A 12,933-nucleotide genomic window follows, 5' to 3' on the forward strand; every position below is an offset into this window, starting at 1 on the left:
GTGCTCGGCCCGGACGATGTCCTGCCCGGTGTGGCCGATGTGGTCACCGAGGTCCATGTGGAGGCGGTCTTCGACGACGGCTCCCGGCTCGCGGTGGTCAGCGACCCGATACGCGGCGGCGGGGCGGGGGAGCGGGCGCCCGGCGCGCTGCTCCCCGGGCCCGCCGACGCCGAACCGGTACCGGCCCTGCGGCTCGCGGTGCGCAACACCGCCACCGTGCCGGTCAGCGTCACCTCGCACTTCCACTTCTTCGAGGCCAACCCCCGGCTGGAGTTCGACCGCGCCGCCGCCTACGGCATGCGGCTGTGCGTACCGGCAGGCTCGTCCGTGCGGTTCGACCCGGGCGGCGCGTCGGAGGTCGGCCTGGTGCCCATCGGCGGCGACCGGATCGCGATCGGCTTCGCAGGTCTCGTCGACGGGCCGCTGGACGCGCCGGGCACCAGGGCGGAAGCGCTGCGGCGGGCGGCCGCCTGCGGCTATCTGGGAGTGGAGGAGCAGGCGTGAGCGAGCACTGCGCACACACGAAGACCGTCAGCGGCGGCGTCGATCCGCACGAGTACGCCTCGGTGCACGGCCCGCGGGCCGGCGACCGTGTCGTCCTCGGCGACTCGGGCCTGGTCGTCCGCGTCGAGTCGGACTCGCAGAAGCCCGGCGACGAATTCCTGGCCGGCTTCGGCAAGACCGCCAGGGACGGGCTGCACCTCAAGGCCGCGTCCGTCCGCGAGACCTGCGACGTGGTGATCAGCAACGTCCTGGTCATCGATGCGATCCAGGGCATCCGCAAGATGTCCATCGGCATCCGCGAGGGCCGGATCAGCGCGATCGGGCGGGCCGGCAATCCTGACACCCTCGACGGCGTGGACGTCGTCGTCGGCACCGGCACGTCCATCGTCTCCGGCGAGGGCATGATCGCCACCGCGGGCGCCGTCGACACCCACGTCCACCTGCTGTCCCCGCGGATCATGGAGGCGTCCCTCGCCTCCGGCGTCACCACCGTCATCGGCCAGGAATTCGGCCCGGTCTGGGGCGTCGGCGTCAACTCCCCCTGGGCGCTGGGCCACGCGTTCGGCGCCTTCGACGCCTGGCCGGTCAACATCGGCTTCCTGGGCCGCGGTTCGTCATCCGGCGAGGCGCCGCTCATCGAGGCGCTGGCCGAGGGCGGCGCCTGCGGTTTCAAGGTGCACGAGGACATGGGCGCGCACACCCGTGCCCTGGACACCGCGCTGCGGGTCGCCGAGGAGCACGACGTGCAGGTGGCGCTGCACAGCGACGGCCTGAACGAATGCCTCTCGGTCGAGGACACCCTCGCCGTCCTCGAAGGCCGCACCATCCACGCCTTCCACATCGAGGGCTGCGGCGGCGGGCACGTCCCCAACGTCCTGAAGATGGCCGGCGTCCCGAACGTCATCGGCTCCTCCACCAACCCCACCCTCCCCTTCGGCCGGGACGCCGTCGCCGAGCACTACGGCATGATCGTCTCGGTCCACGACCTCAAGACCGACCTGCCGGGCGACGCCGCCATGGCCCGCGACCGCATCCGGGCCGGCACGATGGGCGCCGAGGACGTGCTGCACGACCTCGGCGCGATCGGCATCACCTCGTCCGACGCCCAGGGCATGGGCCGGGCCGGCGAGACGGTCCGCCGTACCTTCGCGATGGCCGGCAAGATGAAGGCCGAACTGGGCCCGCTGGCGGGCGACGGCCCGCACGACGACAACGCCCGGGTGCTGCGCTACGTCGCGAAGCTGACCATCAACCCTGCGCTCGCGCACGGACTGGCGCACGAGATCGGGTCGATCGAGGTCGGCAAGATGGCCGACCTCGTGCTGTGGCTGCCGCAGTTCTTCGGCGCCAAGCCGCAGCTCGTCCTGAAGTCGGGATTCCCCGCGTACGGCGTCACCGGCGACCCCAACGCCGCCACCGACACCTGCGAACCGCTCGTGCTGGGACCGCAGTTCGGCGCGCACGGGGCCACCCCGGCGGAGATCTCCGTCGCCTTCGTCTCCCGCGCCGCCGCCGAAGCGGGCGGCGACGGCCTGCCCACCCGCCGCCGCCGGGCCGCCGTCCGCGGCACCCGCGGCATCGGTCCCGGCGACCTCGTCCACAACTCCCGGCTCGGCGACGTCCAGGTGGACGCCCGAAGCGGCCTGGTCACCCTCGACGGCGACCCGATGCGCTCGGAGCCCGCCGACACCGTCTCGCTCTCCCGGCTGTACTTCCTGTAACCGGCGGCCGCCGACCGCCGCCCCGCCCGACGACTTCCCGTCACCGTGAACCGTGAGGACCCCCGCATGAACACCCCCGCCGCCGACGGCTTCTGCATGCCCCCGGAGTGGGCCCGGCACGAGCGCACCTGGATGGCCTGGCCCGGCGCCAACTTCACGTTCGGCGAGGAGGCCGACGGGACGCTCGCAGAGGCACGCGACGCCTGGGCCGCGGTCGCCCGCGCGGTACGCCGCTTCGAACCGGTCACCGTCGTCGCGGGCCCCGGCCTGGCCCCGCAGGCGAGGACCCTGCTCGGACCGGACATCGAGGTCGTCGAACGGCCCCTGAACGACGCCTGGATGCGCGACATCGGCCCCACCTTCCTCACCGACGGCGACGGCCGGCTCGCCGCCACCGACTGGGTCTTCAACGGCTGGGGCGCCCAGGACTGGGCCCGCTGGGAGCACGACGCGGAGATCGGCTCCTACGTCGCGGGCCTGGCCGGCGCCCGCACGTACCGCTCGCCGCTGGTCAACGAGGGCGGCGGCCTGCACGTCGACGGCGAGGGCACCGTGCTGCTCACCGAGACCGTGCAGCTCGACCCGGGCCGCAACCCCGGGCTCGGCAAGGAGGCGGCCGAGGCCGGGATCCACGCGCACCTCGGCACCACCAAGGCGATCTGGCTGCCGCGCGGACTCGCCGCCGACTACGGGCGGTTCGGCACCCGCGGCCACGTCGACATCGTCGCCGCCTTCGCCCGCCCCGGCACCGTCCTCGTCCACAGCCAGCCGGACCCCCGCCACCCCGACCACGCCATCTGCCAGGACATCGCCGCGCTGCTGCGGGCGGCCACGGACGCCGGCGGCCGCCGCCTGGAGGTCGTCGAGGTGCCCGCGCCCACCGTCATCGAGGAGGACGGTGAACTCGTCGATTACTCCTACATCAACCACTATCTCTGCAACGACGGCGTGGTGCTCTGCGCCTTCGACGACCCGCGCGACGAGCAGGCGGCCGACATCTTCCGCGGGCTCTTCCCCGACCGCACGGTGACCCTGGTCGACGCCCGTACGATCTTTGCGTCGGGTGGCGGCATCCACTGCATCACCCAGCAACAGCCCGAGGTCTGACCCCAGGCCGCAGTACCAGCCGACCCGGAGGCACCCGTGCCCGCTCCCGTACGCCGTCCCAGGCGGCGGCTCAGCCAGCCCCGCGAACAGGTACTCGCCGCTGCCATGGCCACCATCGCTGCGGACGGGCTCGACGGGCTGACGATGGCGGGCCTGGGCCGCGAGGTCGGGATGAGCAGCGGCCACATCCTGTACTACTTCGGCACCAAGGACGAGCTGCTGCTCCAGACCCTCCAGTGGAGCGAGGAGCAGCTCGGCGCCGAGCGCAGGGCCGCCCTCTCCCGCCGCCTGCCGCCCCGCGAGCGGCTGGACGCGCTGATCGACCTCTACCTCCCCGACGGCCACCGCGACCCCCGCTGGACCCTGTGGCTGGAGGTCTGGAACCGCTCGCAGAACGCCGACGACGAGACCCGCGAGCGCCAGCTCGACCTCGAACTCGCCTGGCACCGCGACCTGGCCGCCCTCCTCGTGGAAGGCATCTCGCACGGCGCGTTCCGCCCCGTCGACGCCGAACGCTTCGCCACCCGCACCCGTGCCCTCCTCGACGGCTTCGGCACCCACCTCGTGGTCGGCCTGCCCGGCACCGACCGGGAGCAAGTGCGCGCCCACGTACGGGAGTTCCTGGACGAATCGCTGTCCCTGCCGCCGGTCCTGCCGCCCGGGACCACCGCGGCTCCGTGACCTCAAAGCACGCAAGTACGCGTGATCGTTGCTGCGGTGGCTCTTGCCGAAGGCCCGCGCGTCAGCGACCGTGAGCGGCTATGGGACGAGAGCAATGGAAGAAGATCTGGGTCGGCTCGGCCGGCAACATGGTCGAGTGGTTCGACTGGTTCGTCTACGCCAGCTTCGCGGTGTACTTCGCGGACGCGTTCTTCCCGAAGGGGAATGACACCGCCAACCTCATGAACACCATGGGGATCTTCGCCGTCGGCTTCTTCCTGCGCCCGGTCGGCGGCTGGGTGCTGGGCCGGGTCGGCGACCGCAAGGGCCGCAAGGCCGCGCTCACGCTGACCGTCACCCTGATGTCCGCCTCCGCGATCCTGATCGCCGTCGCCCCCACGTACGGCACCGCGGGCTACGGCGGCGTCGTGGTCCTGCTCATCGCCCGGATGCTCCAGGGCCTGTCGGTGGGCGGCGAGTACGCGGCCAGCGCCACCTACCTCACCGAGGCGTCCGCGCCCGGCCGCCGCGGCTTCGCCTCCAGCTTCCAGTACGTGTCGATGACCGCGGGCCAACTGCTCGGCCTGGGCCTCCAGATCGTGCTCCAGCGCACCCTGTCCGACGAGGCGCTGCACAGCTGGGCCTGGCGCATCCCGTTCATCATCGGAGCGCTGGGCGCCGCCATCGTCTTCTACCTGCGCCGCACCATGCTGGAGACCGAGGTCTACGCCGCGGACGACCAGGCGGCGGCCGACCCCGACCGTGGCACCCTCAAGGCCCTGCTGGCCCACAAGCGCGAGGCGTTCCTCGTCATCGCGCTCACCATGGGCGGCACCGTCGCGTACTACACGTACACGACCTACCTCACCAAGTACCTGTCCAACAGCGCCGGGATGGACAAGTCGACCGCCTCGCTGGTCAGCTTCTGCGCGCTGTTCCTCTTCATGTGCCTGCAGCCGCTCGCGGGCAAGCTGTCCGACCGGATCGGCCGCCGCCCGCTGCTGATCACCTTCGCCGTCGGCTCGACCTTCCTGACCGTGCCGATCATGACCCTGCTGCGGCACGCCGGAACGTTCTGGCCGGCTCTCGGCCTGTCCCTGCTGGCGCTGGTCGTCGTCACCGGCTACACCTCGATCAACGCCTGCGTGAAGGCCGAACTGTTCCCGACCGGCATCCGCGCGCTCGGCGTCGCCCTGCCGTACGCCATCGCCAACGCCCTCTTCGGCGGCACCGCGGAGTACGTCGCGCTGTGGTTCAAGAACGGTGGCATCGAGTCCGGCTACTACTGGTACGTCGCCGGCTGCGCCGCCGTCTCGCTGGTCGTCTACCTCAGCATGCGCGAGACCCGCACCATCGACCTGCACCGCGTCGGCAAGGACGGCAGCGAAGCGGCGGGCACTCCGGGCGGCAAGGAGACCGGCGCGGTGACGGTCGGCTGACCTCCGCCCCTGCCCCCGGGCCGGCGCCCCCGCAGCCGGCCCGGGGCGTCGGCCGCCCGCATCGTGAGACCGGCTACCCCGCGCCGCTCCGGCCGTGCCAGACTGCGGCCGTGCTCTCGTTGGCCATGATTATTGGCAGCAGGCGCGCCGGTCCGCAGTGACCGCTCGTACGAACCGAGTACGACGCGGCCACCGTCGTCCCAGACCCGCGCGCAGACCTCTCGCACCCGCGAGAGGTTTTTTCGTTTCCGGCCCACCTGCCGCCGGAAGGGGAGCGCGAGGGAACATGGAGGGACGGTGGAGCCGGTCATTCCGGTAGACCGAGATCCCGACAGGAGTCAGACCAGCATGACGGACGCACCCGAACCCGAATCGTCCACGGACACCGAGGCCCCCGGCCTGCCGTCCGACGACTTCCACGTGTTCGACACGACGCTGCGCGACGGTGCCCAGCGCGAGGGCATCAATCTGACCGTCGCCGACAAGCTCACCATCGCCCGGCACCTGGACGACTTCGGCGTCGGCTTCATCGAGGGCGGCTGGCCCGGCGCCAACCCCCGGGACACCGAGTTCTTCCAGCGCGCCCGCACCGAGATCGACTTCCGGCACGCCCAGCTCGTCGCCTTCGGCGCCACCCGCAAGGCCGGCGTGCGGGTCGAGGACGACGCACAGGTCGCAGCGCTCCTGGAGTCGCAGGCCCCGGTCATCACGCTGGTCGCCAAGTCCCATGTGCGGCACGTGGAGTTGGCGCTGCGCACCACGCCGGACGAGAACCTCGCGATGGTCGCGGACACCGTCGCCCACCTGCGCGCCCAGGGCCGCCGGGTCTTCCTCGACTGCGAGCACTTCTTCGACGGCTACGCGCTGGACCCGGCCTACGCCAAGCAGGTCGTCCGCACCGCGAGCGAGGCCGGCGCCGACGTCGTCGTGCTCTGCGACACCAACGGCGGCATGCTGCCCGCCCAGGTCGCCGCCGTCGTACGGACCGTCCTCGCGGACACCGGCGCCCGCCTGGGCATCCACGCCCAGGACGACACCGGCTGCGCGGTCGCCAACACCCTGGCCGCGGTCGACGCCGGCGCCACCCACGTGCAGTGCACCGCCAACGGCTACGGCGAGCGGGTCGGCAACTCCAACCTCTTCCCGGTCGTCGCGGCCCTGGAGCTGAAGTACGGCCGCGCCGTGCTGCCGCCCGGCAAGCTCGCCGAGACCACCCGCATCTCGCACGCCATCGCCGAGGTCGTCAACCTCACGCCCTCCACCCACCAGCCCTACGTCGGCGTCTCCGCGTTCGCGCACAAGGCCGGGCTGCACGCCTCGGCGATCAAGGTCGACCCGGACCTCTACCAGCACATCGACCCGGCGCTGGTCGGCAACACCATGCGGATGCTGGTCTCCGACATGGCGGGCCGCGCCTCGATCGAGCTGAAGGGCAAGGAGCTGGGCATCGACCTGGGCGGCGACCGCGAACTGGTCGGCCGGGTTGTCGAGCGGGTCAAGGAGCGTGAGCTGAAGGGCTACACGTACGAGGCCGCCGACGCCTCCTTCGAGCTGCTGCTCCGCGACGAGCTGGAGCGGGACGGTGCGCTGGGCCGGGCCGCGAAGTTCTTCCGGGTGGAGTCCTGGCGGGCGATCGTCGAGGACCGCCCCGACGGCACCCACGCCAACGAGGCGACCGTGAAGCTGTGGGCCAAGGGCGAGCGGATCGTCGCCACGGCCGAGGGCAACGGCCCGGTCAACGCCCTGGACCGGGCGCTGCGCGTCGGCCTGGAGCGGATCTACCCGCAGCTCGCCAGGATCGAGCTGGTCGACTACAAGGTCCGCATCCTGGAAGGCCGTCAGGGCACGGGATCGATCACCCGCGTCCTGATCTCCACCACCGACGGCAACGGCGAGTGGTCCACCGTCGGCGTCGCGGAGAACGTCATCGCCGCCTCCTGGCAGGCCCTGGACGACGCCTACGCCTACGGCCTGCTGCGGGCGGGCGCGCAGCCGCAGGAGTAACGCGCGCCGGCACACGGCACGACCGCGGCCCCGCGCCACGGCCCCCGGGGGAGGGGCGGGCGCGGGGCCGCGGTGTCTTCGGTCCCGGGCCGGTCAGCCCTGGGGGGCCGCCTTGACCGCGGAGATGTCGAAGGTGAGCCTGACCTTGTCGCTGACCATCACGCCGCCGGTCTCCAGCGCGGCGTTCCAGGTCAGGCCCCAGTCGGAGCGCAGGATCTCGGCGCGGCCCTCGAAGCCGACCCGCTCGGCACCGTAGACGTCGGTGGCCGCGCCGTGGAATTCCAGGTCGATGGTGAGCGGCCTGGTGACGTCCTTGATGGTCAGGTCGCCGGTGATGCGGAAGCGGTCGCCCGCCACCTGCTCGGCCGCCGTGCTGCGGAAGGTCATCAGCGGGAAGGTCTCGGAGTCGAAGAAGTCGGCGCCGCGCAGGTGCGCGTCGCGGTCGGCGACGCCGGTGTCCACACCCGCGGTCCGCACGTCCAGGGAGGCGGTGGAGCGGGCCGGGTCGGTGCCGTCGAGGCGGAGCGTGCCCTCGTGCTCGCCGAAGGCGCCGCGGACGTTGGTGACCATGGCGTGCCGGACCGTGAAGCCGATGCTGCTGTGCGCAGGGTCGATGGTGTAGTCGCCGGTCAGCGCGGCGAGTGCGGGGTCCGCCTCGACGAGGGCGGTGCTGCCTGCGGCGGCGGGGGCTCCGGGGCGCTTGCGGTGGAACAGAGCCATGGCTCCTCCTCAAAGACGGCTTGTTTAACCTTCAACGAGATGAACCCTAGCGGCATCTAGTTCAATGTTCAACCTCTTGGTTGGGTGCGCCGCCACGCCGTCACGGCACGCCCGTTGTCGCCGTCCCTCATGCCGTGCTAAACCGGCACAACACTCTCAAGTGGTCAGCGCCACAGGCCAGTTGACGCCATCGAGAGGACCCGCCGTGCCCCAGCCGCCCTCCTGGTCCCGCAGAGGATTCCTCGCCGTCACCACCGGCAGCACCCTGCGCCTCGCGGCCGCCGTCCCGTCCCGCACCCCGGCGCACGCCCCGCCCGCCGATGTCTTCGCCACCCTGCGCGCCCGGTGGACCGGCCTCACCCTCGGCACCGGCTTCGACCCCGCCGCCGAGCCGTACGCCGCAGCGCTGAAGGAGACCGGCACCCTCGCCGCCGGATACCGCACCACGATGCGGCCCACCGCCACGGCGCTCTGGCCCGGCCTGCCCCTCGACCCGTCGAGCGGCATCACCAAGAGCTACGACCGCCTGAACACCATGGCCCAGGCGTACGCCCAGCCCGGCACCGGCCTCACCGGCGACGCCGGACTGGCCACCGCCGTCGTCACCGGCCTCGACCACCTCGACGCCACCGTCTACCACCCCGCCACCACCCCCTACGGCAACTGGTGGGACTGGCAGATCGGCAGCCCGAAGCTCCTCCTGGACACCGTCGCCCTCCTCGACGACCACCCCGCGGGCAGCCCGCTCACCGACCGGCGCAGGGCCCGCTACCTCGCCGCCGTCGACCACTTCGTCCCGGACTCCGCCCTCGGCGACTACACGGGCACCAGCACCGGCGCCAACCGCGTCGACCTGTGCCGCGTCGTCGCCCTCCGCGGCATCATCGGCCGCAACCCCGCCGAGCTCGCCCGCGCCCGCGACGCCCTCTCGCCGGTCTTCCCCCACGTCACCGAGGGCGACGGCCTCTACGCCGACGGCTCCTTCATCCAGCACACCTGGGTCGCCTACTCCGGCACCTACGGCTACGTCCTGCTGGACGGCATCGGCCGCCTCCTCACGCTGCTCGACGGATCACCCTGGGCGGTCACCGACCCGGCCGGGCAGCTCATCATCGACAGCGTCGAGCACGCGTACGCGCCGCTGCTCCACAACGGCCTGATGATGGACATGGTCAACGGCCGGGCCATCAGCCGCGGCGCCCTGCGCGGCGACGAACACCGGGTGCTGCGCAGCGACCACTACCACGGGCACGCCCTGATCGCCGCCGTCGCGCTGCTCGGACAGGCCGCGAGCCCCGCCGAGCGCGCCCGCTGGCACGGCATGATCAAGGGCTGGGCCGCACGGGACCGCACCCTGCCGATCCGCACCGACCGGCAGTACCAGGTCGCCGACCTCGCCCGCATCGCCGCCATCCTCGACGGCCCGGCCCCAGCCGCCCCCGAGCCCGTCGGCCACCGCCTCTTCCCCGCCATGGACCGCGCCGTCCACCGCCGCCCCGGCTGGGCCGCGGGTCTTGCCATGGCGTCCGACCGCATCACGTACTACGAGAACGGCAACGGCGAGAACCGCCGCGGCTGGCACACCGGCGCAGGGATGCTCTCCTGGTGGGGTGGGGCCTTTGGCGGCGGCCAGTACACCGACGCCTACTGGCCCACCGTCGACCCCTACCGCCTGCCCGGCACCACCGTCTCCACCCAACGCCTCGCCGACGACGAGGGCGGCGGCTGGGGCGAGCCGAAACCGGACGTGCGCTGGGTCGGCGGCACCACCGACGGCACGTACGCGGCCGTCGGACAGCACCTGCGCGGCCTCGCCTCCACCCTCACCGCCAAGAAGTCCTGGTTCTTCCTCGCCGACACCGACGTCTGCCTCGGCGCCGGCATCACCGCACGCGACGGCGTCCCGGCCGAGACCGTCGTCGACAACCGCGCACTGGGCGCCGACCCCGAGGCCGCCCTCACCGTCGACGGCCACAGGCAGCCGCCCCGCACCGGCCGCACCGTCACCTTCCCGAACGCACACTGGGCCCACCTCGCCGGCCACGGCGGCTACGTCTTCCCCGGCGGCGCCCCGCTGCACGCGCTGCGCGAGGACCGCACCGGCTCCTGGCACGACATCAACACCGGCTCGTCCGCCGCCCCCCTGACCCGCCGCTACCTCACCCTCTGGCACGACCACGGCACCGACCCCGCCGACGCCCGCTACGCGTACCTCCTGATGCCCGGCGCCACCCCGCACGCCACCGCCGCCCGCGCCGCCGACCGGCGCTGGCTCACCGTCCTCGCCAACTGCGGCGCCCGGCAGGCCATTTGTGTCCCCGCGCTCGGCCTGACCGCCGTCAACTTCTGGCAGCCGGGCCACGCGGGCCCGCTGGCCGCCGACGGCCCGGTGAGCGTCCTCCTGCGCGAGACCCGCCACGGCGGCGCCCGCTCCGCCCGCCTGTACCTCGCCGCGCCGGACCGCTCCGGAACCCCGCTGGAGATCACCTGGCACCGCCCGGTGCGCGCGGTGTCCGCCCACGACCCGGCCGTCGAGGTGCTGGCCACCGGCCGCACCCTGCGGCTACGGGTCACCCCCGGCACCGCCTGCGCGACGTACCGCTGCACCGTCACCCTGCCCTGACCGTTCGCACCACCGGACCCCGGCGCCCCGCACAACCCGCAGGCCCACCACATCTCCCGCCCAGGATTTGTCGGCCCCATACAGACCACTCACCCCCGGCACACCCGATCGGACGAGTGCCCCCCTCCCGCGTGCAGGACGCTTCCCTTCTCTTCTGTGCTGCCTGCCCACCAAATCGCACCCGACGTTGTGAGAAACCGACATCGGTCCCGGGGCCCTCGCCCACGTACCGTCGATGCATGACCACTGTCGAAGATGTGCCCGCCGGCGCCACCGACGCCCGCGGGCGCGTCGCCGAGCTGCACGCCATCCGTGAGCAGGTTCGGCGAGGCCCCAGCGAGCGTGCGACCGAAGCTCAGCGTGCCAAGGGCAAGCTGACCGCCCGGGAGCGGATCGAGCTGCTCCTGGACGAGGGTTCGTTCAACGAGGTCGAGCCGCTGCGGCGGCACCGTGCGACCGGCTTCGGACTGGAGTCCAAGAAGCCGTACACCGACGGTGTGATCACCGGCTGGGGCACCGTCCACGGCCGGACGGTCTTCACCTACGCCCATGACTTCCGGATCTTCGGCGGCGCGCTCGGTGAGGCCCACGCCACCAAGATCCACAAGATCATGGACATGGCCATCCAGGCGGGTGCGCCGCTGGTCTCCCTGAACGACGGCGCGGGAGCCCGCATCCAGGAGGGCGTCTCGGCGCTGGCCGGCTACGGCGGCATCTTCCAGCGCAACACCAAGGCGTCCGGCGTCATCCCGCAGATCTCGGTCATGCTCGGCCCCTGCGCGGGCGGCGCCGCCTACAGCCCCGCGCTGACGGACTTCGTCTTCATGGTCCGCGAGACCTCGCAGATGTTCATCACCGGACCCGACGTCGTCCGCGCCGTCACCGGCGAGGAGATCACCCAGAACGGCCTGGGCGGCGCCGACGTGCACGCCGAGACCTCCGGCGTCGCGCACTTCGCCTACGACGACGAGGTGACCTGCCTCGAAGAGGTCCGTTACCTCCTCTCCCTGCTGCCGTCCAACAACCGCGAGAACCCGCCGACGGTCGCCTGCGAGGACCCCGCGGACCGCAGCGGCGACACCCTCCTGGACCTCGTCCCGGCCGACGGCAACCGCCCCTACGACATGCGCAAGGTCATCGAGGAGATCGTCGACGACGGCGAATACCTCGAAGTCCACGAGCGCTGGGCGACCAACATCATCTGCTCGCTGGCCCGCCTGGACGGCCGCGTCGTCGGCATCGTCGCCAACCAGCCGCAGTCGCTGGCCGGCGTCCTGGACATCGAGGCGTCCGAGAAGGCGGCCCGCTTCGTCCAGCTCTGCGACGCCTTCAACATCCCGATCATCACCTTCCTGGATGTCCCCGGCTTCCTGCCCGGCGTCGACCAGGAGCACGGCGGCATCATCCGGCACGGCGCCAAGCTGCTCTACGCCTACTGCAACGCCACCGTCCCGCGCATCTCCATCGTGCTGCGCAAGGCGTACGGCGGCGCCTACATCGTCATGGACTCGCAGTCCATCGGCGCCGACCTCACCTACGCCTGGCCCACCAACGAGATCGCGGTGATGGGCGCCGAGGGCGCGGCCAACGTCATCTTCCGCAAGCAGATCGCCGAGGCCGACGACTCCGAGGCGATGCGGGTGCGCATGGTCAAGGAGTACAAGTCCGAGCTGATGCACCCGTACTACGCGGCCGAACGCGGCCTGGTCGACGACGTCATCGACCCCGCCGAGACCCGCCACACCCTCATCCGCTCACTGGACATGCTGCGCACCAAGCACGCGGACCTGCCCGCCCGCAAGCACGGCAACCCGCCCCAGGAGCCACCCGCACCCGCACCCGGCACTGCGCCCACCGCGACGACGGAGACAGACGAACGTGAACCCTGCCGACACCCTGAAGAACGACCCGATCCGCGTGGAGAAGGGCCAGGCCAGCGAGGAAGAACTCGCCGCCCTGACCGCCGTCCTCCTGGCCCGTGCCGCCCACCAGCCGGCCACCGCCACCGCCATCGCCCACCCCCACGCCACGGCCGCCCGCTGGCGCCGTCTGGAACGCCAGCACGGCTTCCACGGCGCCACCAGCTGGCAGCGCTGACCCGCACGCACCACGTCGGCCCCGCATCCCGAAGAGGAGGCGGGGCCGACGTCTTTCC

General features: G+C 72.3%; 9 protein-coding genes and 1 pseudogene. 9 read left to right on the forward strand and 1 reads right to left on the reverse strand.

Annotation, left to right across the window (positions count from 1 at the left end; translation table 11 throughout):
• From LIU39_RS30505 to cimA, 6 genes are all read left to right on the forward strand, one after another.
• A partial coding sequence (locus LIU39_RS30505; protein ID WP_227050178.1) for an urease subunit beta occupies nt 1–504 on the forward strand: 504 nt, incomplete at its 5' end.
• On the forward strand, nt 501–2,225 hold the full coding sequence (locus LIU39_RS30510) for an urease subunit alpha (RefSeq protein WP_227050179.1): 1,725 nt from the start codon (nt 501–503) through the stop codon (nt 2,223–2,225). The genes LIU39_RS30505 and LIU39_RS30510, both read left to right, overlap by 4 nt.
• Nucleotides 2,226–2,291: 66 nt before the next feature.
• A complete protein-coding gene (locus LIU39_RS30515; protein WP_227050180.1) occupies nt 2,292–3,332 on the forward strand; it encodes an agmatine deiminase family protein in 1,041 nt (346 codons plus the stop codon).
• A gap of 36 nt (nt 3,333–3,368) precedes the next feature.
• A complete protein-coding gene (locus LIU39_RS30520) occupies nt 3,369–4,013 on the forward strand; it encodes a TetR/AcrR family transcriptional regulator (RefSeq protein WP_227050181.1) in 645 nt (214 codons plus the stop codon).
• Between the two features lie 80 nt (nt 4,014–4,093).
• Nucleotides 4,094–5,431: an MFS transporter gene (locus tag LIU39_RS30525; protein WP_227050182.1), complete on the forward strand. Its 1,338-nt coding sequence runs from the start codon at nt 4,094–4,096 to the stop codon at nt 5,429–5,431.
• Nucleotides 5,432–5,779: 348 nt separating this feature from the next.
• Complete coding sequence (cimA, locus tag LIU39_RS30530; protein ID WP_227050183.1) at nt 5,780–7,435, forward strand: citramalate synthase; 1,656 nt, start codon at nt 5,780–5,782, stop codon at nt 7,433–7,435.
• Nucleotides 7,436–7,528: 93 nt separating this feature from the next.
• Here cimA and LIU39_RS30535 read toward each other — a convergent pair whose 3' ends face one another.
• Nucleotides 7,529–8,155, reverse strand: a complete 627-nt coding sequence (locus LIU39_RS30535; RefSeq protein ID WP_227050184.1) for a YceI family protein — start codon at nt 8,153–8,155, stop codon at nt 7,529–7,531.
• Nucleotides 8,156–8,360: 205 nt separating this feature from the next.
• Here LIU39_RS30535 and LIU39_RS30540 point away from each other — a divergent pair, with 205 nt between their 5' ends.
• The 3 genes and pseudogenes from LIU39_RS30540 (at nt 8,361) to LIU39_RS30550 (ending at nt 12,875) form a co-directional block, all read left to right on the forward strand.
• Entirely contained in the window at nt 8,361–10,778 is a 2,418-nt protein-coding gene (locus LIU39_RS30540) for a polysaccharide lyase 8 family protein (protein WP_227050185.1), read from the forward strand.
• Between the two features lie 239 nt (nt 10,779–11,017).
• A pseudogene (locus tag LIU39_RS30545) lies at nt 11,018–12,598 on the forward strand (acyl-CoA carboxylase subunit beta); the annotation flags it as partial.
• 58 nt (nt 12,599–12,656) lie between these two features.
• Nucleotides 12,657–12,875 (forward strand): acyl-CoA carboxylase epsilon subunit, encoded by a 219-nt coding sequence (locus tag LIU39_RS30550; protein WP_227050196.1) that lies wholly within the window; start codon nt 12,657–12,659, stop codon nt 12,873–12,875.
• Nucleotides 12,876–12,933 lie beyond the last annotated feature (58 nt).

Origin of the sequence: Streptomyces pinistramenti (genome assembly GCF_020564935.1) — a bacterium.
Taxonomy (GTDB): domain Bacteria; phylum Actinomycetota; class Actinomycetes; order Streptomycetales; family Streptomycetaceae; genus Streptomyces; species Streptomyces pinistramenti.

Bases quoted from the DNA above. Each gene is read 5' to 3' on its own strand.
- LIU39_RS30515 (WP_227050180.1), top strand. From the start codon at position 2,292: ATGAACACCCCCGCCGCCGACGGCTTCTGCATGCCCCCGGAGTGGGCC.
- LIU39_RS30525 (WP_227050182.1), top strand. From the start codon at position 4,094: ATGGGACGAGAGCAATGGAAGAAGATCTGGGTCGGCTCGGCCGGCAAC.
- cimA (WP_227050183.1), top strand. From the start codon at position 5,780: ATGACGGACGCACCCGAACCCGAATCGTCCACGGACACCGAGGCCCCC.
- LIU39_RS30535 (WP_227050184.1), bottom strand. From the start codon at position 8,155: ATGGCTCTGTTCCACCGCAAGCGCCCCGGAGCCCCCGCCGCCGCAGGC.